Below are 24,523 nucleotides of genomic sequence, written 5' to 3'. Positions count from 1 at the left end.
TAGCGAGGCTTAGTCATCATCGCCATCATCGCCTCCGTGCTTGTGGCAGTCGTTTCCCTTGCCATGATCGTGATCATCACCATCCTGACAATTATTGTTGTCGTTGTTGCCGCCATTGTTGTCGTTGTTGTTATTGTTGTTGTCGCGAGGATCATCCGGCGGTCGAATCACAATCACATCAGGAAGCTTATCCAGTTGGAAGATGACGATGACGCTCACGATGACGATCTTGCCGTCTTTGCCGACGCAGGCATGGACGATTATTATGCTGGCGACTTTGACATCGCCTTCGAGGTCAATGTCCTTTAGCTTGATGGTTTGCCCGTTGAGCAGGATAATTTTCTCGGCGGTGACATTGCTGACGACGACGACCGTGTCAAAGCAGTCAGCAGGGTCTTCAAGCGGGCTGATGTCATCGGCCAGCAGAGCGCCATCGGGCAGAATATGTCCCTTGACCCTCACAAAATCGCCGACCTCAATATCATTCGCAATCTCGGTGTTCTCGTCGGTGGCGAGCGTGACGCCGCCGATCACCCACGGGTCGGTGCTGGTCACTTTACCTACAAACTCAAATCGCAAGGCCTGGCTGGCTTCAATCAGTTTGATTTCATCGGCTACCCAAGTTCCATCTTCCTGAATCCGGCCCTCCACTTTCACCCGGTCACCAACCTTGATGTTTTCGTCAATCTCTGTCCAGGCCGCCGTCTCGAATTCCACTCCGGCCACCTTCCACGGATCCATGCTCTCCACCGGCCCGGTGATCTCAAACTTGTGCTCGTCCTCATCGGCAAGCGTGATTGATTCTGCCAGCCACGAACCGTCGGCCTGAATGTGGCCCTCGACTTTGACCACGTCGCCGGTTTCGAGTCCCTCATCAATTTCGGTGTTGCCGTCCACCTTGATAGTGACGCCGGAGATCGTCCAGCCCGAGTCGGCGATGGCGTCAATCACGCCAGTAAATTCAAACGGCTGTTCGGCCTCGGCTCGTTTGCGAATTTCGCCGGCCCAGAAGGTTCCGTCCTGAGCAATGCCGCCCCTGACCTCGACGGCGTCCCCGACCACGATCCCGTCCTCAATAGTCGTCAGCTCATCAACCCGAACTTCCCGGCCAGAGATCGTCCACGAGTCGCCGCCGATGGACTCTACGACGCCGCTAAACGAGAAAGTGTTTTTCGAGGCGCGATGCAGGAGGGTGATGAGGTCGGCGAGGCGACTGCCATTTGGCAGAAGGCGGCCTTCGACGGCGACGCGGTCGCCCACTTGCGGGTTGCCGACGATGACGGTGTTGCCGTCGGTGAGAAAGGTTTGGCCGCCGATGTTCCAGACACTGCCGGTTTGCAGAACTTCGCCTTCGCCGCTGACACGGAAGACCGGATCGCCCGGCGGTTGACCCGAAGGAATGGTGGTGGATTGCCCGGCGACGACGACCACGATGATGTTCAGGTTGGCGACAGCCACTGCTCCCTTGTCAACGTCGAAGCGGACGAAGAGGGCAGTGACCAGCACCTGGAATGATGTGCCTTTGGCCGTGCCGACGCCGGAAGGCGTGCGGACTTCGTAGACAGAGGCCGGGTCGGCGGAGTGGGCTACATCGTGCTTCGTGTCGCCGACCCATTGGGTGAGTTGAATGATGCGCGGGCCGCTCGTCTGGGCGTTGAGAGAATCGATCCAGAGTTCGGTGTTTGGCCCCAGCCGCGCCTGGCTCCCGTCGTAGAAGACCAGCGTTGCGCTCGACAGCGGGCCGGTGCGAATGCGCTTCCCGGCAGTGACGGTTTGCCCGTTCCTCATTGTCGCCCACGAGCCATCGTCGCCTTGAACTCTTACGTTGCCGCGCACATTTGCCATCGTGCCGCTTTGTGGATTTGCAATGGGGATGATTTGAGTCGGGCCGCCGTTTTGCGAAGGGGTGACGATGACGACTTGCCGAGGGGCGGCAGGTGAACGCCTCAACGAGGCAAACCCGGCCATTGCGGCCACAGCGATCACGCAAATAAAGGCAAACGCCGCAACGCCGCTAAGCGCCGCCGGCAAAACCCAACGAGGTTTGGTTGTCATCGCGTTTTTCTCCTTTGCCACCCGCGCCGCCTGCAACAGCTTTGTGCGTTGGGCGAGGGCGCTGTCACTGGCCTGCTCTGGGTAGTTCACTGTCGAAAGTTGGGCGGCCATTTTCAATAAAGAGGCTTCTTCTTCCGGCAGGCCGGCCAGGCAGGCCTCCAGCGGCTCGCCCTGTTCGAGTCGGGCCAATCGTTCTTGAAAGAGATCGTGTAACTCGTCCATCAGATGTGTTCCTGGATTAAGGCCGAGCGTAACGCCGCCAGGCCGCGATGTTGCAGAGCTTTGATGGCGGCTTCGGTTTTGCCGAGCACGACCGCCGTTTCCTGCAAAGACAGGCCGCTCAAGAATCTCAGCGTTACCACTTCACGCTGAGATTGCTCCAAAGTGGAAAGAGCGTGGCGTAGACGCTCGACGGTCAGCTTTTGCTCGAAGAGCGTCAGCGGCGTGTCATCTTCGGCGCTTTTGTTCTCGGCCTGCTGGAGCGGCGACGAAGCCCGGTTGCCTTCTTTGCGATAGTGATCAATCAGCAAGTTGCGGGCAATGCGGTAGAGCCAGGCCCGGAACGTGGCTTGCGTGGGACGGTAACGCGGCAGGGCGGCCAGCATCCGCACGAAAACATCGCCGGTCAGGTCTTCGGCGAGAGCGTGCTCTCCCACTCTGAGCCAGATGTACCTGAACAGAGCTTGATGATGCTGGTCGTACAGTGTGCCAATCGCGTCCACGTCACCTCGCTGGGCAAGTGTAATCAGGCCAGAGCCAGAGGGATCAGGCATGGGTGCGTCTCCGTCGGGCATGACCGCTCATTCTGTAAGTATTAACGGAGAGGGTGGGGAAAGGATTCAAAGTCATTGGACGATGGCGCAAACAAAAACCCGCTTCCTGTTATTTTGGCAGGAAACGGGCTTTGAAAGCGATGGGAAGATTGGCGATTTACTTTGCTTTGGCCTCACTCCACCTCAAATACGCCTTCGTCATCTCTTCCGAAACTGCCGGGATGAGGGCCAGGCCGACGACGACGGCCCACTCGGCCAGGCTCAGGAAGTGGGTGTTGAAGATCGGTTGCAGGAACGGCACGTTGACGACGAGGAGCAACAGGGCAAGCGACAGGCCGACGGCGTACTGCATGTACGGATTTGAGAACACGCCCAAGCGGAACAACGAGACGCGCTCGGAGCGAACGGTGTAAGCGCGGAACAACTCACACAGCGAGAGCGTCACAAAGGCCATCGTCTCGGCGGTCTGCACGTCAATGCTCGTCCAGTCGTGCTGGATGAGGAACAAGATGGGGTTCGCGCCTGCCGGCATGGCGTCGCCGGCTTTGAGATGCCACAACAAGCCGAGAGCAAACGCCCCCAGCACCGCGCCGGTCTGGGTGATGGTTTGAATGACGATGCCCAATTGCATCGAACGATTCACAATGGACTCGTTCTTGGGGCGGGGCGGATATTGCATCACGTCCGGGTCGCCCTTTTCCATGGCCAGCGCCAGGGCGGGCGCGCCGTCGGTGATCAGGTTGAGCCACAACAGTTGAATGGCAGTGAGCGGCGTGGGCAGGCCGGCCAAAGTGGCTAAGAAGATGATCATGATCTCGGCCACGTTGGACGAGAGCAGGAAGAACACAAACTTGCGGATGTTGGCGTAGATGATGCGCCCCTGCTCGACGGCGGCCACGATGCTGGCGTAGTTGTCGTCGGTGAGGACCATGTCGGCGGCTTCTTTAGCAACGTCGGTGCCGGTGATGCCCATGGCCACGCCGATGTCCGACTTCTTGAGGGCGGGGGCATCGTTCACCCCGTCGCCGGTCATGGCCGCCACCGCGCCCGTCCGGCGCACGGCGTCCACAATCATCACCTTGTGTTGCGGCGATACGCGGGCGAACACATCTGTTTCCTTCACGGCCTGCAACACTTCGGCGTCGCTCATCTTGTCGAGCGCCGCGCCGGGCAACACTTTGCCATCCTTCCGCAAGAGGCCAATGTTGTTGGCAATGGCTCGCGCCGTGTCCACAAAGTCGCCGGTGATCATCACCGTGCGAATGCCGGCCTCGCGCGCGTGTTGAATGGCCGGCTTCACTTCGGGCCGGGCCGGGTCAATCATGCCGATCAGGCCGACGAAGGTCAGGTCGTGTTCGACGGTTTCGGGCGTCATCGGATCGGGGTGGTGATCGGAGATGCGGTAAGCGACGGCCAGCACCCGCAATGCCTGACTCGAAAGCTCGGCGTTGGCGGCCAGCACCTTTTCGAGAAACTCCGGCGTGATCGGCGCGGCCTCGTCGTTGAGTTTTTGATAGTGACTGCACGTTTTCAGAATCACGTCCGGCGCGCCTTTGGCGCACACCACAAACTCAGGGGTTCCCGCCGGTTCGTTGAACGGGCTGACTTCCGGCATGGCCTCTTTGACGTTGTGGAAGGTGCTCATGATCTTGCGCGCCGAGTCGAACGGATTCTCGGCGATGCGCGGGAAGACAGCTTCTACTTCCTTGCGCCAGATTCCGGCTTTGGCCGCCGCCACCACCAGCGCCCCCTCGGTGGGGTCACCGACCATGCGATAGGTGGGCTGGCGCTCGTTTTCGCCCGACGCCTCTAAAATCGCGTCACTGGCAAGCAAACCCGCCCAAAGCAACGTGGTGATGGCCGGATGATCGGAGAAGTTGAGATGGTCGCCTTCGTGGATGAAGTTGCCCTGCGGCTTGTAGCCGTCGCCGGTGATCTCAAACGACTGATCGTCGCACCACAACTGCACTGCCGTCATCTCGTTTTGGGTGAGCGTGCCGGTCTTGTCGGAGCAGATCACCGAGGCCGAGCCAAGCGTCTCCACCGACGACAGGCGGCGGATGAGGGCGTGGCGCTTGACCATCTCGCGCATGCCCAGAGCCAGGGTGATGGTGACCACGGCCGGCAGCCCTTCGGGCACCGCCGCAATCGCCAGGCTGACGGCGATGATGAAGACTTCGGTGATTCGTTCTTTGAAGGCGTCGAAGTAAGCCAGTGGCGCTTGAAAGAGTTGGCCCAGTTCGGTTTGATTCACTAAAGCGACGATGAAGACGATGGCGACGATGATGAGCGAGCCGATGCTCAACTGCTTGCCCAGTTCGTCCAGCCGCAACTGCAGGGGCGTCTCTTCCTCCTCAACCGCCGACAGCATTTGGGCGATGAGGCCGATCTGGGTGTTGAGGCCGGTGGCGACTACCACCCCGGTGCCGCGCCCGTAGGAGACGATGGTGCCCATGAAGGCTGTGTTCTTGCGATCGCCTAGCGGTATCTCGCGCTCAAGAGTCAGGGTGGCCCGTTTCTCCACCGGCACCGACTCGCCGGTGAGGGCCGCCTCTTCCACTCGCAGGTTGACGCTTTCTACCAGCCGGACATCGGCGGGGATGAAGTTGCCGGCTTCCAACAGCACCACGTCACCGGGCACCAGTTCGCGGGTGGGGACGTTGATCCGTGAGCCGTCGCGGATGACGCGGGCGTCGGGCGCGGCCAGCTTTTTGAGGGCGGCCAGCGAGGCCTCGGCCCGCGACTCCTGGACGACGCCGATGACGGCGTTGAGGACGACGATGGCGATGATGGCCGCCGCTTCAATTTCGTCGCCGAGGAGAAACGAGACAATGCTGGCGACGATGAGCAGGATGACGACAAATTCTTTGAGTTGATCGAGGACGAGTTTCCAGAACGGGGTGGGGGGCTTTTCGCGGAGTTCGTTGTGGCCGTATTGTTCGAGCCGCTTCTTTGCTTCTTCAGATGAAAGGCCGTGTTCACGTTGAGTAGCCAGCTTCTCAAGCACATCCTGTACGGTTTCGGCGTGCCAGGCTTGTCCTTCGGCGTTTACGTTGTTTTCTACCATGCGCGGCTCCGAGTTGAAAAGATGCGGGCATTATATAGAAGGGGAGAAAGAGTGACAAGGTGACAGGGTGACAAGATGACAGGGTGACAAGGTGACAGGGTGACAAGATGACAGGGTGACAAGATGACGGGGTGACAAGATGACAGGGTGACAAGGTGAAGCGTCCCTTACAAGTCACCTTGTCATCCCTTCACCCTTTCATCTTGTCAGATGTTAGCCGCCGACGAATTTTGTCTTATAACCCAACGCCTGCAACCGGGCGGCGATCTTCTCGCGGTGGTCGCCCTGGATTTCGATCTCGCCGTCTCTCACCGTGCCGCCCGCGCCGCAGTGCTTCTTGAGGTCGGTGCAGAGCTTCTCGAACGTGGCCGGGTCGTGATGAAGGTTGCCGACGACGGTGACGGTCTTGCCTTTGCGGCGTTTGCTGTCACGCCAGATGCGGGCCACTTGCCCTTTGGTCGGCGACTCTTTGACGGCAGGCTTGGGTTTGGGTTCAGGATCGGGGTCGGTGGAGTAGACGATAGGCATGGGAAATTGAACCGCGAAGGCGCGAAGCACGCTAAGGAAATTAAAGGAAATGAAGGAAATCTTTGCGTCCTTTGAGTCTTTGCGGTGAATCTTTTCAACCGTAACGCCTGATTATCGTTTGCACGGGGCCAAGATAACTTTCGCCGAACAGGTTGAGATGATTGAGCAGGTGGTAGAGATTATACAGGTCAAATCGGTCGCGGTAGCCGGGTTCGAGGGGCCGGGCTGACTCGTAAGCTTTGAAAAATGAAACGGGCGGCGAGCCGAAGAGGGTCATCATCGCCAGGTCGGCCTCGGCCCAACCGTAGTGAGCGGCAGGGTCAATCAGCACCGGCTCGCCGTTCGGCCCGGTGTGCAGGTTGCCGCTCCAGAGGTCGCCGTGGAGGAGGCTGGCGGGCTGGGGAGGGATGAGAGAGGAGAGAAGAGAGACGAGCGAATCCATTTGGCGAAGATCAGTTGAATTGCGGTAGCGGTTGCGGCGGGCGAGGTCTGCTTGAAAGCGCAGGCGGTGTTCGGCGAAGAAGGTGTGGCCGTCGTCTTCCCAGGTGTTGATTTGCGTCGTCGGGCCGATGTAGTTGTCGTGCGGGAAGCCGAAGCGGGGCGAAGTGTGGTTGTGCAGGGCGGCCATTTGCAGACCGAGCGTTTCCCAAAAATTGGCGCGGCGCGGGCCGGGCTCCACAAACTCTTGTAAGATGAAGTTCGGGCCAACGCCCAAAACTTTGGGGACGCGAATCGCGTTCGGAGCGGCGAGGGCAACCAGCCCTTCGGCTTCGCGCTCGAACATGTCGGACGGGGTTGTGTCGTTGACCTTGAGAAAGAGCGGGCCGCCGTCAGTATCGAGCCGGGTTGCATTGCTCACGCACCCGCCGCCGACCGGCGCCGCGCGGCGGATCCCGCCGTAGCCGTTGTGATGGCAGAAGTCGAGGACGGAGGGAGGGAGGTTCATGGGTGAGGGTGATCATACGCGAAAAGGGGAGAACACGGATGGGCGGAATTTAACGGATCGATCCGTTAAATTCTACCTATCCGTTGTTCTTACCCACGCCCGCCTGCCCGGCTCGAGCAGTAACGCTAACGGTTCAGTTTCCTTTTGCTGGCACTTAGCATACAATCCCTTCATGCCCGACCTGTCCCAAAACTCTGGTCAAACTTGCCGCCAAATATTCGGGTTAAGAGGGACGTGCTCATGCGCCGTTATCTTGTCGTTCTGAGTGCCATCGGTGTGCTGGTGTTGATCGTCGCCAGTGTCAGTTGGCTTGTCTTTCCAGAGTGGCGCAACACATCTAACGGCGTATTGCAGTTATCAGTGGCTGCCCTGTTGGGCGTGCTCATGTTCTTTAGTGGTTTCAAGGATGCTTACGACCTGCTGACGGGCAAGAAGGAGAAGAATCCGACTCCGCAACCGACGTTGAACATTGAAGGAAATTTGGAGCAAGAGGGCCAGACGAATGTAGTAGCAGCGAAAGTTCAGGCTCAACAAATCGGCGGCACGCGCATTGAACATGCCGATCAAGTAGTCGTTCAAGGTGAGAGCTCCTCAGCAACCCGCGAGCTTCGGGAGATCAAATCGCTCCTCATTGACGCCGCCAGCCTGGCCCAGCTTGGCCCGCGCGACTGGTTGCCCCCGACCGCGCCGCGCCCCACCGCCCGGCTGGTGGGCCGCGACGAAGAACGTAAAGCCGTGAGCAATCTGCTAGCCCCTGGCGCAAAAGCGGCTATTACCGGCCTGGCCGCCGCCGTGCAAGGCACGCCGGGCGTGGGCAAGACTCTGCTGGCCGAGCATCTGGCGGCGGGGCTTGAGTCGCAGTTTGCGGGCGGCGTCCTGTTCGAGCGGCTGGGCGCGGGCTTTCGCGATCCGGACCTGAGCGCGCCGATTCTGGATCGCTGGGGCGGACACGCCTTTGGCAACCGGCCACTGCCCGAGGGCAAGCACTTCACGCCCGACGCCGTGCGGGCCCTGCTGGCCGGGCACGGCTCACTGCTGGTTGTGCTGGATGACGTTTGGGACTTGAAGGCGGTTGCCCCGTTGCTGGCCGCCCTGCCCAACGACGCCTGCGTGCTCATCACCACCCGCAGTGAACGGCTGGCCCGCGACCTGCGCGGCGAAGTCTATCCACTCGACGTGCTGAACATAGACGACGCGCTCAAACTGTTGCGCGCCCGCGCTCACCAGGCAACGGATGCCGATGATGAGTTGTTGACTGAACTGGCGAAGGCCCTGGGCCGCCACGCCATGGCCCTCGACATTGCCGGGCGTAGTTTGGACCGGCTGGGCCGGGCTGGCTGGCCCAAAGCGGTGGAGGCGATGACGCGGCAGGTGCGCGAGGGCAGTGGCTTTGGCGAACTGACCCTGCCCGGCGATGAAGTGCAGGTGAGCGCCGTCGAAGTTGCCTTGAAGTTCAGCTACGATGATCTGACCGACGTTGCCCGCGAGCGCTTCCGCAAGCTGGGCGCGTTTGCCCCCGACGCCAGTTTCCGCGTTGAGGCCGCCGCCGGGTTGTGGGACTGCCCCCTCGAAGAAGCCGAAGGCCAACTGGCCGTCCTCGTCGAGCGCGGCCTCCTCACTCGCATTGAGTCTCTCCCCTCTCCTGACCGCACCCTGAGCGAAGCGGAGCGCAGTCGAAGGGGCGGTCAGGAGACGCGCCAGCGGACGGGGGGTGAGGCCCGCTTCCAACAACACAGCCTCCTCCGCGCCTACGCCCTCGCCCTCCTGCGCCGGGCCAGTGAAGAAGATGCTGCCCGTGAGCGCCACGCAACCGTTCACAATGCGTTGATGGGCGACGCCGACGACCGCCAGATTTTCTACCTCATGCTCCCCGATTACGTCCAACTGCGCCATGCCTTCGAGTGGGCAATCGTTCATCAGGCGGGCCTGGCGCAGGCGCTGGCCGGGAACGCCGCCAACCTGCAAGCGGCCTGGGGTTTCATTCGAGACAGCTACGACTGGGCGACCCGCCTGGTGGCCGCGACTCAAACAGCGGAGGACGCGCCTGCGGCGAAAGCCGCCGCGCTGGTCACCCTGGGCAATGCCCTCAGCCGCTTAGCAACCTTGCCTAACGAGGGCCGCGTGAGGCGCTTGTTGGAAGCCTTAGCCGCTTACGACGACGCCTTGAAGTATCGCCGCCCGGACACCGCGCCGCTGGCCTATGCGATGACGCAGAACAATCGCGCCATGACGCAGAACAATCGCGCCAATCGGTTGAGCGAGTTGGCGAGTTTGCCGGGGGAAGACCGGCGGGGGCGGTTGGTGGAAAGTTTGGCGGCCTACGACGAAGCGTTGAAGCACTATCGCCCGGACACCGCGCCGCTGGACTATGCGATGACGCAGAACAATCGCGCCACGCTGTTGAGCGAGTTGGCGAGTTTGCCGGGGGAAGACCGGCGGGGGCGGTTGGTGGAAGCGTTGCGTTGTGCTCATATTGCCTTGTCGCTTTTTGATCAGATCGGGCATGCCCCGTATTCTCAAGCGGCAACTACTACTCTGCGTCGAGTCAGCGAAGAGGCGGGCGAACTGTTCTCAGAATTGTGGGCTGAGTTGAATGCCGGCGAACCGCCGGAGTGGTTGGCTGGTGTGTTGGCGCAAAGTCGGGCATTCGCCGCTTTGCCGGAAGATTTGCGCCGCGCGCTGGGGACGTTTGTTGAGGCGCGTCAACGCGCCGAAGAAGCGAAGTCCGCCGAAGCATGGCAGGCGGCGGCGCTGGCCGGGCAAAGCCTGCTTGACCACCCTGACGCGAGTCAGCTTCCATTTGAAGCTGAGCAACTGCGGGCTGAGGTTGCCAGTTGTTGGAATATGTTGGGAAACGTTTTGAGTGAACAAGAGAAACACATCGAGGCCCTCGCCGCCTTTGGTGAAGCCATCAAGTTACAGCCAAACAAAGCAATGTGGCATCGCAACTATGCCAGCGCCAACATTGACGTGGGCAACTTCGCCGCCGCCGAGGCCGGCCTGGCCCGTGCAACCGAACTGGAGCCGCAGCATCCGCGGCTGGAGGAGTTGAGGCGGGAGATGGAAGAACGACGGATGCGTGGAATTTAACGGATCGATCCGTTAAATTCTACTGATCCGTGTTCTAAGGAAAGAACGGCGGATGCGTGGACGCGAAGCGAACGGATTCCTGCCTGCCGGACGCGATCCGTTAAATTCCGCCAATCCGTGTTTTAGGGCAAGAACGACGGATGCGTGGACGCGAAGCGAACGGATTTCTTCTCTGCGAGGCCGATCCGTTAAATTCCACCAATCGGAGTTATCATGGCCGACCTTCTCTACAAAGAACTCACCGGGAAAATCATCGGCGTTTACTACGACGTTTATAACGGCACGAGTCACACGTATCCCGAGTTCGTCTACGAGAAGGCGATGATGCATGACATTCGGCGGGAAGGGGTTGTGTGCAATCGGCAGGATGAGTATCAGGTCTTTTATAAAGGCCAGCTTGTTGGCCTTCAGCGGCTAGACTTGTTTACGGCAGGAGAGGTCATTGTCGAAATCAAAGTAGCTCCAAGCCTGACCCGTTTGCATAAGGCTCAGACGTTCTCTTACCTCAAAGCCTTCGACAAACGAGTCGCGTTGCTGTTCAATTTCGGCGGGCTACAGCCGGAATTTGAACGGATTTACTTTGAGCCGCGCCCGGTCGAAACGTCAGCCGGGGTGATTGAGCAAGCTGTATCCGAAGCGCCGCCCGGCCTGGTCGCGCCGGAACTCATCCGCGAAGTGGTGGGCGGATTGTATTCGGTTCACACCACTCTGGGGGCAGGCTTCATCCACCGCATTTATGCGAATGCTTGTTGCCACGAACTAAAACTGCAGGGGTTGCCCGTTCGCCCGCAGAAGGAAATGAAAGTTGTCTATCGGGGCGAGCCTGTCGCCGACATCAAGTTTGCTCATCTTCGAATCGGCGATGAAGCGCTGGTGTTCCCGGTGGCTGTGACGAATGTTGACATGATCAGGTTCAACAACCTCAAAGATTGGCAACGGGTAGAGCAAATCCCGCTCGGCATCCTGGCCAACTTTCACAGCCTCGCTCTCCAGCCAATCATTCTAAAAACCTGATGCTGCTGACTGGCGAGAGTCGATCCGTTCGCTTCGCGTCCACCCATCCGCGTTCTTTACCGTGCCAACCCTCTACGACCTCACCCACCCCCTAGAAAACGACATGACCTTTTACCCCGGCGACCCGGCGCCGCGACTCGTGCCAGCCGAGATGACGCCGCCCTGGCGCGTGACAGAACTGCACATTGGCACGCACACAGGGACACACGTAGATGCCGCCTCCCACTTTGTGCCGGGCGGCAAGCCGATTGACGAGTATCCGCTAACGCGGTTTCTTGTGTCAGGCGTCGTCCTCGTGACCCAGGGCGACGACGAACAGATCGGCCCGGAAGCTTTTAGCGGCGTGAAGGGCGGGGCGGTCATCATTCGCGCCGGCTGGGATCGTTTCTGGAAGACGGAACGCTACTTGCGCCACCCGTTTCTCTCGCCTGAGGCGGCGCGTTATCTGGTTGAGGCGGGTGTCACGCTGGTGGGGATTGATGCCCTGAACGTGGACTCGACGACGCGAGGCACGACGCACGCCCACGAAATTTTGCTGGGCAGTGACGTGCTCATCGTCGAGAACCTGGCCCGGCTGGATCAGCTTGAGCCGGGGAGGACGTATCAGTTTTCGTTTTGCCGTTGAGGCTGGCCGGGCTGGATGGATCGCCGGTGCGGGCCGTGGCCTGGGCCGGCCAAGCCTGACCTGCTCAATGAAGATGACAGTTTTTGACACCTTTGCCTCTGTGATTGACAACCCTTTTGTCGTTAAATGGTAACTGCTCAGTCACTGCTCAAGCACCTTTGCAAATCACTCAAGAAATCCGCAGATTTCGCAGATTACCGCAGATTTTTTCTGTGAAAATCTGTGTAATCTGCGGATAAATCAGGATGCCTGAGTAGTCACACTGCTCAGGGCAAAAAATCAGGACGCGGATTTCGCAGACGCTTCGCGCGCAGATAAAACCACCAAAAAGATATCAACGAAAATCTGCGTTTATCCGCGTTCATCTGCGTCCTAAAAAACTAGCCTGAGCAGTTACGTTAAATGTTTGAAACCCGCCTCATAGACTGGAAGGCAGAATGGGCATCTACTCCACCAAATCCAACTGGCAAAAGGCGCTTCGGCCCGTCGTCGCCTTCTGCGTCCGCAACCGCGTCCACCCGGACGTTTTCACTTACGGCGCGCTCGGCCTCTCGCTCGTGGCGGCCTTTGCATTCTTGCGCGCCGGGTCGTCCACGCTCTGGCTGTGGCTCGCGCCGCCCTGCCTGTTGTTGCGACTGCTATTCAATTTGATGGATGGACTCGTGGCTCGCGAGATCGGCCTGGCCGACGCCTGGGGTGAGGTGAAGAATGAATTTAGCGACCGCCTCGCCGACAGCGCCATCTTTCTGGGCCTGGCCTTCGGCGGTTACGCCGACTCGCGCTGGGCGGCTCTGGCTCTGGCCCTCATCCTGTGCGTCTCCTACCTCGGCATTCTCGGCAAGGCGCTGGGTGGGGCGCGGGTGTATGGCGGCCTCTTCGGCAAAGGCGACCGGATGATCTCACTCGCCCTCTTCACCCTCTACCCTCTCTTCAGCGGCAACCTGGCCGGCTACAACTGGTACCTGGCGTTTGCCTCGCTGGCGGCGGCCATCACCGTCGTCCAACGTTTACGGATCATCTATGTGGCGCAATCCTCTCGCTGACCCGCTCTTCGTTCCATCGTTGAAGATTGTCGGAGTGTTGCTCGTCTTCGGCTTCGGGCTGGTGCTGTTCTTCGCCCGCAAGGACCTGAAAGCCGGGCTGACCGGCGAACTGGGCAAACGCTTCATCGGCTGGATGATCATCGCCCCGCTGTTCCTCGTCGCCACCTTCGTCGGCGGGCTGGCCGCCGCCGCCATCCTGTTGTTCTTTTTCTATCGAGTGACCGTTGAATACGTGCGCGTGGTCGGCGTGGAGCGGCCTTACGCCATTTACCTTTATACCCTCATTCCCGCCACCTTCCTCATCGCCCAGTTCTTCCCGACGCTCTACTTCGCCCTCCCCGCCGCCTCGATCCTGCTCCTCACCCTCGTCCCGATCCTCACCCGCGACGTGGCCGACCTCTACCTTCAGCTTTCGTACGCCGGGCGCGGCTACTTGTATTTGGTGTGGTCCATCGGCCACCTGATCCTGCTCAAGCAAGCGGGCGGCGTGGGGCTGGTCATACTGGTCGGCGTGGGCGTGGCCCTCAGCGACGTGATGCAATACACCGTCGGCAAGCTCATTGGCCGGCGCATCATCTCGCCCGAAGTGAATCCGCGCAAAGCCTGGGAAGGCCTGCTCGGCGACTTCATCGGCGCGGGCGTGGCGGTGGCCCTGTTCAACTTTGCCCTGCCGCCTGAATTCGTCCTGGCGCACAAGATTGCGCTGGCCTTCATCATCGGCCTCGGCGCGGCCTGGGGCGACCTGATCAGCTCGCTTATCAAACGGGTGGCTGGAAGCAAAGACTGGGGCGACTTTCTCCCCGGCCACGGCGGCCTGCTCGACCGGGCCAACAGCATGGTCGTCGTCATCCCGCTCGTCTACTACTTCACTCACCTGGTTCTGGAATACGGAAAGCCGTAACCATGCGCTCGTTTACCCCCTGCGAAATGATCGCCAACACCCTCAACATCGCGTGGAACTTCCTCCCGTTTCGCCAACGGCCCTACCAGAGTCGCGAGTCCATTCGGGCCTATCAACTCCGGCAACTGCGGCGCCTCGTAGACTTTGCTTATCACAACGTCGCTTTGTATCACGAGAAATATGATCGGGCAGGCGTGAAGCCAGGCGATTTGCAAACACTTGATGACCTCAAGCACTTCCCAACGGTGAGCAAGAACGACGTGTTGGCCGCCTATCCAAACGGGGCGCTGGCGCGCGGCCTCGACCTGAGCCGCTGTCTGGTTTCCAAAAGTTCCGGCTCCACCGGCCAGGTGCTCAACGTGGTGCATCAAGCCGACCGGCTTGGCATTCAAGGCCTGGCCATGAACCGCCTCTTCGAGCTTTACGGCTCGTACCTGCCCTGGCATCACCTCGTCTACATCTACACCTCAGAGTATCCGGCGCGCTCGCTCTTCGGCCTGTATCCAATGACGCTCATCCCGACTCTGACACCCACGCCGCAAATTCTCTCTCGCCTGCGCGACCTGCGCCCGCACCTGATGGCTTGCTATCCCAGCCACCTGCGCGCCATCGCCAACGAGCTTGGCCCGGAAGGATGCCGTCAACTTCGCCTCAAGGCCATTTCGGTTTCCTCTGAACTTTCCACCCAGCAGGAGCGCGACGATCTGGCCGCCCTCTTCAACTGCGGCGTTTACGACGAATACTCGACCGAAGAGTTGACTCACGTTGCCGCCCAGTGCCGGGACAAGACTTATCACATCTTTGAGGATGTGGCCTATCTGGAGATCCTCTCGCCCGACTCGGATCAGGTTTTGGCCGTCGGCCAGAAGGGGGAAGTGGTCGGCACCTATCTCCACAACTATGCCATGCCGTTCATTCGTTACCGGCAGGGAGACTTTGCGGTTCTCGACGACTCGGCTTGCTCGTGTGGCCGAACCTTTCGCGCCATTCGCGACCTCGGCGGGCGCAAGCTCGATCAGTTCATCCTGCCCAGTGGGCGGGTGCTCACGTCCGGCTGGCTGTTGGATGCTTCGTACAGCTTCCTGCTCGAAGTCGGAGCCGACATCGCCGCCTTCACCATGATTCAGGAAGCGGTTGACGAGGTGCGGATCGAGATCGTGCCGGGGGCGGGTTACATGCAACCCATGTCAGAGGCGGTGAGAATGAGATTCCTGGAACTGGTCGGGGAGCCGATCAACGTCCGGGTGACGGTCGTGCCGGAGATCAAACGGTCGGGCGGGGGCAAGCATCATCCCATTGTGTCGCACGTCACTCAGCGAAACCGGAAGTAGTACAGCACGTAAACGCCCAGCCACATTAAACCGTACGCGCCGACGACGAGTGCGGTGTAACGCCGAACGAACTTTTTGAAGACGACGCCGACGACTGCGCCCGCGACGGCGACCGGCAGGATTCGTTCCAGCCGCGCCGGGATGGTGAGGAGCAGAAACGAAATGAGAGGCAAGCGTCCCGCTCCAGCCTGCACGGCATAAACTTTATACGGGATGCCCTGCAAGGGGCCGCTGATCATTGCGAGCAGTCCATTGCTTCGCATCTGTTCGCCGACGTTGCTTATCATGCCGGCGTTGATGAGCGGGACTCGGTCGAGCAGTTGAAGCATGGCCGGGCCGTTGCTGGCCGCCAGCGCGTACATGACCCCGCCACCGACGATGGCCCCGGCCACGGTGGCGGCAGTCCCCCACAGCCCGCGCCGCCAGTTGAACAAGGCCACGAGGCCGAGATAAATGTCCGGGACGAGGAAGAAGAGAGTCGCCTCGGCCAATCCCCAGAGAAAGGCGATGACGATTGAAAGTGTTGAGGCGCTGTGCCGTTCGAGGCGAGTGTAGAGTGATGAGGTGGTCATAGCTCCATGCTATCCCAAACACCTGCGACGAGCAAGCCGGTTTTGACACAGGGCTTGCTTGAACGTCTCGTGTTCGGCTCCGGGCTGGTGTTCAACCAGACCTGGGAAGACCCGGACGTGGACAAACAGGCGCTGGCTCTCGGTGGTGATGACGTGATATTTGCCATTGCCTCGGCGGGCGACAATGTGCTGGCCTGCGCCCTCGCCGGGCCGAAGAAGATTTACGCCGTTGACCTCAACCCGGCCCAGATTTATCTGCTCAACTTGAAGATCGCGGCGGCCCAACAGTTGAGTTACGCCGACTTCTGGCATCTCTTCTCGCTCGCGCCTGCGCCGCGCGCTCACGGCATCTATCATCAACTTTTGCGCTCTCACGTTGATGATGAGACGCGCCGCTTCTGGGACGCGAATCTTGGGTTGGTGCGCGCCGGGCTATACCGGGCCGGCGTGTTCGGGCGGACGCTGTGGCTTCTGCGAACTTACTTGAGGGTGGTGTGCGGCTCGCGCGCGCTGGCGCGAGTCTTTGAGTGCCAGTCGCTGGCCGAGCAGGCCGACTTCTACTTCAAGCGTGTTCACTCGCGCTGGTGGAATCCGCTCGCCAAACCGTTCGCCGAGCAGTTGCCGATCCTTCTCATGTTTGGCGCTCATCCGCATCAAGCGCGGCGGGTGCGTGGCCGGCAGTTCGCTAGTTTTCTGGCGGCGGGGATTCGGCGGGCCATGAGCACCTCTCCGGCCCGCGATAACTTCCTCTGGCAACAAGTTTTGCTGGGCCGCTATCTTGTACCGCCGCCTTACTTGCGGCCTGAGAACTTCGCCCGATTAAAAGAGGCCGTGACTCGAATCGAGACCCGCGTCGGGCGGGCTGAAATTTTCCTTAGTGACGTTCCGCCGTCGTCCGTCACCCGTTTCAATTTGCTCGACGCGCCGGACTGGTTGTCAGCAGAGGAGACGATTAGGTGGTGGGATGTTTTGCAAGAGGCCGCCGCCCCGGAGGCCAGGGTTCTGTTCCGTTCCATTGATCCCGGCTATCGTTTGCCCGACTCTATTTTGAGTCGCTGGCAAAACATCTCTGACCCGAATTGGGTGGCGCGGGAACGAACGGGCGTGTACGCCGGCGTGCACTTGCTTTGCCGGAGAAGTTGATCGCAACGTCATTTTTCACAATGCGCGCATCCGCGCCGCTCGGCTTCCACAATCGCCTGGTCGGCGCTCCAGAAGAAGTTTTGCTCGCCAATCGCCTCAACCAATCCGCCGCGCTCCAACATGCGCCGCACGTCGTCGTGGACTCCGGCCAGCATCAAAGTGCCTCCACTGTGCGTGAGGCGCTCATGCAGGGCGAGCATCACTTGCAAGCCTGAGGTATCCACCAGCGGCACGCCGCGCATCGAAAGAATCAGAGCGTGGGTTTCGTTGAGTTTCGCAAAAGCTTCGTTGAAGTTGCCGGTGGCGGCGAAGAACAGCGGGCCGGTGAGGTAGGCCACGCGCACGTGGCGGCATTTGCCGGCGTTCTCAATGCCGCGCCCGCGCAGTTTTTCCACGTCCACTTCCTGCACCTCAATATCAATGCTGGCGCTCTGGTTCAAGAACACCGCGCCCGACAGAAACGCGCCGATGAGGATCGCCTGCGTCAGGTCAAGCGTAATCGTCGCCAGCATGGTGATGCTAAAGGTGATCATCGCCGTCTTGAGCCGGTGCTTGAAGATGTAGTGGATCGACTCCCACTCGTTCATCCGCCAGGCGGTCACGATCAACACCCCGGCCAGCGCCGCCAGCGGAACGCGCGACATGACCGGGGCCAGGATGAACATTGAAGCCAGGATGGCGAGGGCATGAATAATGCTGACCAGGCGCGTCTGCCCGCCGGACTTGATGCCGACACTGGTGCGGGCAATGGCCGCTGTGGCCGGGACGCCGCCAAAAAAGGGGATGAGGATGTTGCCTACGCCCTGGGCGATCAATTCCTGATTAGCCTGCAAGCGAATGCCGGTCATGTTGCTGGCGACTGCCCCGCAGAGCAAACTCTCAACAGCGCCGAGAGCGGTGATGGTCAACGTGGGTGCGATGAAGTCTCGTAAATTCGTCCACGGGATGGCGGCAAACGTGAGGTGGTCGCTGAGTAGTAATGTTTGCGGAATGTCGCCGATGATCTTCACCGGCCAGTTGAACACGGCGTTGAAGCCAGTGGCCAGGATGATGCCGAGCAGGGAGGCCGGGAAGCGCGCGTTCCACTTCTTGGGCCACAGAATCATGGCGGCGATGACGATGCCGCCAAGCACCAGCGTGTGCCAGTCGGGCACGTAGCCACCCTTGAAGTAGCCGATAAATTTGAGCGCCGCCGACTCGGCTTTTGGCGTTTGCGCGCCGAGCAGGTTGTCAAGCTGGCCGATGGCGATGATGAGAGCGATGCCGGAGGTGAAGCCGCTGATGACGGGCGCAGGAATGAAGGCGATGAAGCGGCCCAATCGCAATAGACCAATTACTAATAACAAGATACCAGAAAGAACACCCGCGATCCAAATTCCGCTCAGGCCATATTTCTGCGCCAGCACGATCAGCACCGCGCTCATCGCTCCGGTCGGCCCGGAGATTTGATAAGGCGCGCCCGACAGGCCGCCGATGACGAGACCGGCCAGGATGGCCGTCACCAGCCCGGCGGCGGCGGTGGCCCCGGAGGCCACGCCGAAGGCCAGGGCCAACGGCAGGGCCACGGCGGCGACGGTGAGACCGGCGAGGGTGTCCTGTCGAAACTTGTCGGCGGTGTAACCGGTGAATTCGTCTTTCAAGAGGCGGGGCAAACTACGGCGAGGCATGGGGCTTTTTTCTCCTGTGGTTTAACGCAAACATGCCTGAGTCCGTCGTCGGTCAACGAGGCCAGGCGGGCTTGTTGCATTTCAATTAAAGTTTGAGTTGGCTGGAAGCGAATTATATGCGGCTGGTGATTTTTATCAAGCTAAGTCTCAACCCGCCTCAGCGTTGGCGTGTAAAGATTCAAGGCGACAACAGAGAGCAAGCTCACCGAGCCGCTCACCAACAGCGCCGCCTGCACGCCCCAGGCCTGCACCATCCAGCCGATGAACAAACTGCCGAACGGGGCGACGCCTTGCAGTGACCAGAGATAGGTGCTGATGACGCGCCCGCGCAAATGATCCGGCACGCTGAGTTGGATCAAGGTGTTGGTCGTCGCCAGTTGGGTGACGGTTCCCCAGCCGACGAATACCATGAAGAACAAAGCGAGCGGCAGAGTTTTCGTCAGGGCCAGGCTGAGGAAGGCGACGCCGAAAACTGTTTGGGCAATGGTGAGCAAACGCCCGCGATGGTGCATGGCGCTGAAGGCAGTGAGGGCAACAGCGGCGATCAACGCGCCGACTCCCTGGGCGGTGACCAGGGCGCTATTCCGCGCCGCGACTGCCGCTTGAGTGTCGGCAGCTTGGGCGAGCGTCACCCGGGCGATGACCGGAATTTGCTGACTGAACGGAAAAGCGAAGAAGCCGAGCACGGTTGCCATGAGAATCAACGCTAACACAACTGGCGCTTCCCTGATGAAGCGCTGGCCATCCATGAATTCGCCCAGGGCGCTTCGACCGGAGGCGGGTTTGGCTTGTGGGCGAGTGCGCACGATGAGCAGGCCGACGATGACGAACAGGTAACTCACGCCGTTGGCGAAGAACGCCCAGCCTTCGCCTTGATTGCCAAGAATCAGAAGGAAGGGCGCGGCAAAGGCCGGCCCCAGCACGCGGGCCGTGTTGAAGATGGTGGACTGCAAGGCGATGGCGTTAGGAAGCGCCTCCTTGCCTACCAACTCGATTAGCATGGCTTGGCGGGCGGTGATTTCGATAGAGTTGGCCGAACCCAGGACAAAGGCCAGGGCGATGATGTGCCAGATGTTGATCACGCCGCTCAGAGCCAGGTAGGCCATCACGAAGGCCTGCACCATCATCACCGCTTGCATGATGATGACGACTTTGCGTTTGTCCATCCGCTCGACAAAGACGCCGCCGGGCAAAGTGAAGAGGAGCGTGGGCAGGGTGGCGGCAAACCCTACCAGCCCCAGATAAATGGGCTGGCCGGTGAGGCGGTAAGCCAGATACGGTTGAACCGTGCTCTGCATCCAGGTGCCGATGAGCGAGATGAACTGGCCGACCCAGAAGATGCGAAAGTCACGCGAGGCCAGGGCGGGGAAGCGGGGCAAGGCAGTGAGTAGTGAACAGTGGGCAGTGAACAGTGGATAGTGGCACTGATCACTGGCCGCTGTTCACTGATTACTGTTTTCAGGCGGGACGGATTTTAACAACTCACGCGCCGAGCGCTCGATCATCTCATACATGCGCTCGAAGCCTTCGGGGCCGCCGTAGTACGGGTCGGGCACTTCAAGATTCCCGTTGGCTTGCGGGTCGAACTCGCGCAGGAGTTTGACTTTGGCGCGTTGCTCAGGCGTGAGCGACGAGAACGAGCGCAGGTCAGAGAGATTGTCTCGATCCATGACGATGATGAGATCGAAGCGGCTGAAGTCGGCGTGTTCGATCTGGCGGGCGCGGTGGCTCAGGGCCAGGCCGTGTTTGTGAGCGACGGCTCGCGAACGCGGGTCGGGCAGTTGGCCGGCGTGCCAGTCGCCGGTTCCGGCAGAGTCCACTTGGAACTCGCCAGCGCGGCCTGCCTGCGCCACAAGATGATTGAACACGCCTTCGGCCACCGGACTGCGGCAGATGTTGCCCATGCAAACGAAGAGGATTTTAGTAGTCATGCTTGAGTGACGACGATGGACGAACGACGACAGACGACGGGCAACGACTGCTTTCGTCCATCGTCTGTCGTCATCTTATCTTGATCTCAACCGGGTCAATCATCCACGCTGTTTCGCGCAAGGCAGTTTGGATGGCGGCTATGAAGCTGGCAACCTGCGAGGGAAAAGGCGGCGGGAGCAGGTTGCCGCCACTGCCGCTGTACCAGGCGTTGGGCGTAAAGCGGTTGGCCGGCAGTTTCGCCAACTCCTTTGCCTTTTCAACCGCATCATTCAAATCGCCCAATGCATCCACCAATTTGTGGCCCAGCGCCTGCCGCCCCAGCCACACCCGGCCACCGGCCACTTCTTCCAGAGTCGGCTCATCCATCTTGCGCCCGTTCATCACCACATTTTTGAAGTCGGCGTAGTAGTGATCAATTTGCGCCTGAGCTGACGCCCGATCTTCCGGCGAGAAGGGCGCGTCGTCGGCGAACATGCTGGCTCGCGCGCCGCGTTGCAGAATCACGCGATTGGCTTTGAACATTTCGTACAGGCCGGCAGTCACCACCTTTAATGAAATCACGCCGATGGAGCCGGTGGTGGTCAGTGGCTGAGCCATGATCCACTGTGCGCCCGCCGACACGAAGTAGCCGCCCGAGGCGGCGTAGTCGCCCATGTACACCACCACCGGCTTCTTGCGCCGCACCCGCTCCACTTCGTGCCAGATCAAATCAGAGGCCAGAGCCGAGCCGCCGCGTGAGTTCACGTAGAGCACAATGGCCGCAATCTCATTGTCCTTCTCGGCGTCGCGAAAGTGCTGGACGATGGTTTCCGACCCGGCCAGTTGATTGCTAAAGAAAGGGATGGGGAAGGGCAATTGGATCGGAAGGGATTGACTGCGCCCCAAAACAATCGTGCCCTCGAGCGGGATGATGCCGACGTATTTGCCCGAGCGCCAACGGATGGGACGGCGAAGGGAGGCTCGCACTGCGCCCCAGCGCTGGAGTTTAGCCGTCGGCTTGGGTGGGGGGCCGGACTCTGTTTTTTTGGCAAACGGCGGTTGCCACTTTGGTTTTGCTTTAGCAACTTTTTGCGCCGGCGTCGCCAGATATTCGGCCAAGCCATCTTCGTATAAAACCGCATCCACCAGCCCGGCCTCGCGGGCGGCCTGCGCGTTGAGCGGCCCGGAGTCGATCAGCTCTCGCACGCGGGCCGGGTCGAGCTTGCGGGCGGAGGCAATGGCTTCGACCACAGCTTCGTACCGGCCATCCATGAGCCAGGTGAGCATGTCGCGGTGTTCGGGCGAGATGTCGGATCGGGCGTAAGTGTCCCAGGCGGTTTTGTAGGGCGAGACGTTGACCACTTCGGCCCGAATGCCGTAAGTGTTGAGCGTGTCTTTGATGAAGGTCAGTTCGCTCCGCAAGCCGATCACGGCCCACAGCCCGGGCGGGGGAATGATGATGGCGTCGGCGGCGGTGGCAACGTAGTAGTCGAGGATGTCGAAGGAGGGCGAGTAGAACACGACCTTCTTGCCCCGCGCGCGGAAGCGGCTGAAGAGGTCGCGCACACTTTGGGCCGTGGCCCAGCCAACGTCCAGCCCGTAATTCTGGACGAGCACGCCGAGCGGGCGCGGGTCTTCGACGATCTGATCGAAGATGTAGCGCAGGCCGGTGAGCGACGGGCCGCCTGGCGTCAAGCCGAGATCAACCGGAATCCACTTGTGCCACTTGGGCGGCGACGGAATGTATTCGGGCAGTGAGCCGCCGAGGCCGAGGATCACGTAGTCCACCGAGGCCGGGCGCAGGCGGACGCGCAGGTTGTGGAGGGTAACGCGGGTGTTATCCCACAAATCAACAGTGGAGGTTTTGAAGGCGTCGAAATTCATGTGGGTAAGTTTACCAGAGAGCACCTGTTATAGGAGTTATTTCCTATGACGCGCCTTTGACATAGCCGTACCCATTCAGAAACGCTAACGGTTTATTAGGTGGGGCGTTCTCCACTTAATCAAAGTCAACCCCTTTCAAAAATGTACTGATACATTCTCGAAAAAGTACTATTACATCCTGCAGTTGCGAATTTGCACAATCGGGCTCGTTCTTATTTTGACGGTTCACGAATTGAACATAGGTTGAAAACGCCTAATTCTTCCAGAGACTCGCGGGGAGACTCTAAAGCGCTCATCAAATAAATAGACATTCACTCGATCATCGAGAGGACGACCAAGACCTAGCCTTCAGGCGCCTCTTTGAGGTAGCTGGCACGGCCTTCCTTAATTGATCGATGCATCTCGTCGCATGGAGGCATTGATCTGAGGGCCTAATTTGGTCGCTGACCAGTCCGCTAAAATAGGATTGGCTAAGCCTTCAGGGAGCTAATAGCGAAACCGGCCGTAATAATGCGCGCCGGTTTTTTTGTTACATACAACGCTCCTGCGCTGTAATCATCTGTTAAAGAGGGAGATAAATCACCATGAAAAAGACCCGACGACTCAATGTCTGGACGCGAATATACTCAGTCGGCCTGACGGCCCTGGTGGCCGCGGCCCTGCTGTTGGCCGGCCTGGCCGGGGGCCCAACGTTTGCCCAGACGCCCGATACCGACACGCCACCTGAGGTGACCACGCCGGTGGATGCGCCGGTTTCGACTGATGCGCCAACCGAGGCGGCGCCGACCGACGCACCCCCTGCGACGGAGGCGCCGACCGATGCGCCCGTCGTGACGGAGACGGCGGCGGCTACCGACGCGCCGACCCTTGAGCCTACGCCGACCGTCGAAATCACCCCTCCTCCTCCCCCTTTCATTCAAAGCGATAAAGATGATTACTTTGCAGGCGAAACCGTCATTCTTACCAGCGGCAACTGGCAGCCCGGCGAGTCAGTGCATCTCATCGTCAACGATGTTCTCGGTGATAGCTGGAGACTCTCTGTAGATGTGCTGGCAGATGATAACGGTGGATTCACTTATCAATTCCAATTGCCAGATTGGTTTGTGGCTCAATATCATGTATACGCTTACGGTGTGGTTTCGGGTGCTGCAACGACGGACTTTACGGATGCCCGTAGCTGGAAGCTACCCTTCGCGGGCACCGGCACAGGTTCAGTGACGCTCTCCGTAAGCTCGGGGACCATTAATGTACCGGTTGCATGCGGCGGCACCGGCACAGCCGTTCCAGGTCCGGTGACTGTTACGAGCTCGTGCGGGGGGTCCAATAATATTACAACCTCGGATAACGGTGCGACTGTGACATTCAATGCAAGCGCCAGCGGCGGATCGACATTCGGGGGCTGGAGCGCTCCTAGCAATCTCGGTTCTTCGACTTGCACGGGTACGACAAATCCATGCAGTGGCATATTTGGCGCGAATGGAAGTCTGACCGTCACATTCAACAGCAACGCAAACACGACTACAACGGTTGCTTCTTCGTCAAATCCGTCAACTTACGGAAATAACGTGACGTTTACAGCCTCAGTGAAAGTTGGTACTACTGCTGTGACAAGCGGCAGTGTAACTTTCATCGAAGGTGGCACGTGTGCAGCACCCACGACCACACTCGCCGGGCCAACCGCGCTTAATGGCAGCGGACAAGCGGCGTTCTCGACGTCAACACTAACTGTTCCATCCCATACCATTACTGCTTGTTATGGTGGAGCCGCCGGTTTCAATTCGAGTAACGGTAGTGTGACACAGACGGTGAACAAAGCAAACGCCACTGTCACCGCCAACAACAAGAGCAAGACCTACGGCGACCTGAACCCGACGCTGACCGCAACGGTGGTAGGCCAAGTGGTTGGTGGTGACGCCATCAATTACACTTTGGCGACAACGGCGACGCAATTCTCGAACGTGGTTCTGGGCGGT

The 24,523-nt window shown here is 59.9% G+C and carries 17 protein-coding genes, 1 pseudogene and 1 riboswitch; of the genes and pseudogenes, 8 read left to right on the top strand and 10 right to left on the bottom strand.

Translation table 11 applies throughout. The annotated features are described in order from the left end of the window. Positions 1-9: 9 nt before the first annotated feature. The 5 genes from HYZ49_16955 to HYZ49_16935 all read right to left on the bottom strand — a co-directional run bounded on the left by HYZ49_16955 (position 10) and on the right by HYZ49_16935 (position 7,369). The gene (locus tag HYZ49_16955; GenBank protein MBI3243973.1) at positions 10-2,277 is read right to left on the bottom strand and encodes a FecR domain-containing protein; all 2,268 of its coding nucleotides are present in this window, start codon (positions 2,275-2,277) and stop codon (positions 10-12) included. Beyond that, a complete protein-coding gene (locus HYZ49_16950; GenBank protein MBI3243972.1) occupies positions 2,277-2,828 on the bottom strand; it encodes a sigma-70 family RNA polymerase sigma factor in 552 nt (183 codons plus the stop codon). Before HYZ49_16950 ends, HYZ49_16955 begins: the two co-directional genes overlap by 1 nt. 157 nt (positions 2,829-2,985) lie before the next feature. Further along, positions 2,986-5,895 (bottom strand): cation-translocating P-type ATPase, encoded by a 2,910-nt coding sequence (locus tag HYZ49_16945; protein MBI3243971.1) that lies wholly within the window; start codon positions 5,893-5,895, stop codon positions 2,986-2,988. Between the two features lie 213 nt (positions 5,896-6,108). Beyond that, the gene (locus HYZ49_16940; protein ID MBI3243970.1) at positions 6,109-6,423 is read right to left on the bottom strand and encodes a translation initiation factor; all 315 of its coding nucleotides are present in this window, start codon (positions 6,421-6,423) and stop codon (positions 6,109-6,111) included. Between the two features lie 94 nt (positions 6,424-6,517). Then, positions 6,518-7,369, bottom strand: coding sequence for a fructosamine kinase family protein (locus HYZ49_16935; protein MBI3243969.1), 852 nt, complete (start codon positions 7,367-7,369; stop codon positions 6,518-6,520). A gap of 240 nt (positions 7,370-7,609) precedes the next feature. Between HYZ49_16935 and HYZ49_16930 the strand changes: the two genes are divergently transcribed. The 6 genes and pseudogenes from HYZ49_16930 to HYZ49_16905 all read left to right on the top strand — a co-directional run bounded on the left by HYZ49_16930 (position 7,610) and on the right by HYZ49_16905 (position 15,373). Next, complete coding sequence (locus tag HYZ49_16930; protein MBI3243968.1) at positions 7,610-10,459, top strand: hypothetical protein; 2,850 nt, start codon at positions 7,610-7,612, stop codon at positions 10,457-10,459. Between the two features lie 213 nt (positions 10,460-10,672). Continuing rightward, complete coding sequence (locus HYZ49_16925; protein MBI3243967.1) at positions 10,673-11,473, top strand: GxxExxY protein; 801 nt, start codon at positions 10,673-10,675, stop codon at positions 11,471-11,473. Between the two features lie 103 nt (positions 11,474-11,576). Beyond that, positions 11,577-12,157, top strand: a pseudogene (locus tag HYZ49_16920) (cyclase family protein). Positions 12,158-12,535: 378 nt separating this feature from the next. Continuing rightward, positions 12,536-13,141 carry a CDP-alcohol phosphatidyltransferase family protein gene (locus HYZ49_16915; protein MBI3243966.1) on the top strand — a complete coding sequence of 202 codons (606 nt, stop codon included), beginning with the start codon at positions 12,536-12,538 and terminating at the stop codon, positions 13,139-13,141. Next, entirely contained in the window at positions 13,119-14,042 is a 924-nt protein-coding gene (locus tag HYZ49_16910) for a phosphatidate cytidylyltransferase (GenBank protein MBI3243965.1), read from the top strand. The genes HYZ49_16915 and HYZ49_16910 overlap by 23 nt, the downstream gene beginning before the upstream one ends. 2 nt (positions 14,043-14,044) lie before the next feature. Beyond that, positions 14,045-15,373, top strand: coding sequence for a phenylacetate--CoA ligase family protein (locus HYZ49_16905; protein ID MBI3243964.1), 1,329 nt, complete (start codon positions 14,045-14,047; stop codon positions 15,371-15,373). Here HYZ49_16905 and HYZ49_16900 read toward each other — a convergent pair. Next, positions 15,355-15,945, bottom strand: coding sequence for a hypothetical protein (locus HYZ49_16900; protein MBI3243963.1), 591 nt, complete (start codon positions 15,943-15,945; stop codon positions 15,355-15,357). The two genes, HYZ49_16905 and HYZ49_16900, sit on opposite strands and share 19 nt — an antisense overlap. A 6-nt stretch (positions 15,946-15,951) precedes the next feature. Between HYZ49_16900 and HYZ49_16895 the strand changes: the two genes are divergently transcribed. Continuing rightward, positions 15,952-17,088, top strand: a complete 1,137-nt coding sequence (locus HYZ49_16895; protein ID MBI3243962.1) for a BtaA family protein — start codon at positions 15,952-15,954, stop codon at positions 17,086-17,088. A gap of 8 nt (positions 17,089-17,096) precedes the next feature. Here HYZ49_16895 and HYZ49_16890 read toward each other — a convergent pair whose 3' ends face one another. The 4 genes from HYZ49_16890 to sppA all read right to left on the bottom strand — a co-directional run bounded on the left by HYZ49_16890 (position 17,097) and on the right by sppA (position 22,550). After that, on the bottom strand, positions 17,097-18,755 hold the full coding sequence (locus HYZ49_16890; GenBank protein ID MBI3243961.1) for a SulP family inorganic anion transporter: 1,659 nt from the start codon (positions 18,753-18,755) through the stop codon (positions 17,097-17,099). 140 nt (positions 18,756-18,895) lie between these two features. Beyond that, positions 18,896-20,134, bottom strand: coding sequence for an MFS transporter (locus HYZ49_16885; protein ID MBI3243960.1), 1,239 nt, complete (start codon positions 20,132-20,134; stop codon positions 18,896-18,898). 63 nt (positions 20,135-20,197) lie between these two features. Then, positions 20,198-20,686: a low molecular weight phosphotyrosine protein phosphatase gene (locus tag HYZ49_16880; protein MBI3243959.1), complete on the bottom strand. Its 489-nt coding sequence runs from the start codon at positions 20,684-20,686 to the stop codon at positions 20,198-20,200. Positions 20,687-20,756: 70 nt separating this feature from the next. After that, positions 20,757-22,550 carry a signal peptide peptidase SppA gene (gene sppA, locus HYZ49_16875; protein MBI3243958.1) on the bottom strand — a complete coding sequence of 598 codons (1,794 nt, stop codon included), beginning with the start codon at positions 22,548-22,550 and terminating at the stop codon, positions 20,757-20,759. A gap of 402 nt (positions 22,551-22,952) precedes the next feature. Further along, positions 22,953-23,061, top strand: a riboswitch (cyclic di-GMP riboswitch). A 73-nt stretch (positions 23,062-23,134) separates the two neighbouring features. Here sppA and HYZ49_16870 point away from each other — a divergent pair. Beyond that, on the top strand, positions 23,135-24,523 hold a 1,389-nt coding region (locus HYZ49_16870), incomplete at its 3' end, for an Ig-like domain repeat protein (GenBank protein ID MBI3243957.1).

This window comes from Chloroflexota bacterium, from assembly GCA_016197225.1.
In the GTDB taxonomy this organism is placed as follows: domain Bacteria; phylum Chloroflexota; class Anaerolineae; order Anaerolineales; family VGOW01; genus VGOW01.
The sequence above is the reverse complement of the archived record's forward strand: the minus strand, read 5'-3'. Positions and strand labels throughout refer to the sequence as shown.

Excerpts from the sequence above, each read along its gene's own strand:
- HYZ49_16915 (MBI3243966.1), top strand. The coding sequence starts at position 12,536 with ATGGGCATCTACTCCACCAAATCCAACTGGCAAAAGGCGCTTCGGCCC.
- HYZ49_16935 (MBI3243969.1), bottom strand. The coding sequence starts at position 7,369 with ATGAACCTCCCTCCCTCCGTCCTCGACTTCTGCCATCACAACGGCTAC.
- HYZ49_16895 (MBI3243962.1), top strand. The coding sequence starts at position 15,952 with ATGCTATCCCAAACACCTGCGACGAGCAAGCCGGTTTTGACACAGGGC.
- HYZ49_16955 (MBI3243973.1), bottom strand. The coding sequence starts at position 2,277 with ATGGACGAGTTACACGATCTCTTTCAAGAACGATTGGCCCGACTCGAA.
- HYZ49_16940 (MBI3243970.1), bottom strand. The coding sequence starts at position 6,423 with ATGCCTATCGTCTACTCCACCGACCCCGATCCTGAACCCAAACCCAAG.
- sppA (MBI3243958.1), bottom strand. The coding sequence starts at position 22,550 with ATGAATTTCGACGCCTTCAAAACCTCCACTGTTGATTTGTGGGATAAC.
- HYZ49_16925 (MBI3243967.1), top strand. The coding sequence starts at position 10,673 with ATGGCCGACCTTCTCTACAAAGAACTCACCGGGAAAATCATCGGCGTT.
- HYZ49_16945 (MBI3243971.1), bottom strand. The coding sequence starts at position 5,895 with ATGGTAGAAAACAACGTAAACGCCGAAGGACAAGCCTGGCACGCCGAA.
- HYZ49_16900 (MBI3243963.1), bottom strand. The coding sequence starts at position 15,945 with ATGACCACCTCATCACTCTACACTCGCCTCGAACGGCACAGCGCCTCA.
- HYZ49_16930 (MBI3243968.1), top strand. The coding sequence starts at position 7,610 with ATGCGCCGTTATCTTGTCGTTCTGAGTGCCATCGGTGTGCTGGTGTTG.
- HYZ49_16905 (MBI3243964.1), top strand. The coding sequence starts at position 14,045 with ATGCGCTCGTTTACCCCCTGCGAAATGATCGCCAACACCCTCAACATC.
- HYZ49_16890 (MBI3243961.1), bottom strand. The coding sequence starts at position 18,755 with ATGCCTCGCCGTAGTTTGCCCCGCCTCTTGAAAGACGAATTCACCGGT.
- HYZ49_16910 (MBI3243965.1), top strand. The coding sequence starts at position 13,119 with ATGTGGCGCAATCCTCTCGCTGACCCGCTCTTCGTTCCATCGTTGAAG.
- HYZ49_16950 (MBI3243972.1), bottom strand. The coding sequence starts at position 2,828 with ATGCCTGATCCCTCTGGCTCTGGCCTGATTACACTTGCCCAGCGAGGT.
- HYZ49_16880 (MBI3243959.1), bottom strand. The coding sequence starts at position 20,686 with ATGACTACTAAAATCCTCTTCGTTTGCATGGGCAACATCTGCCGCAGT.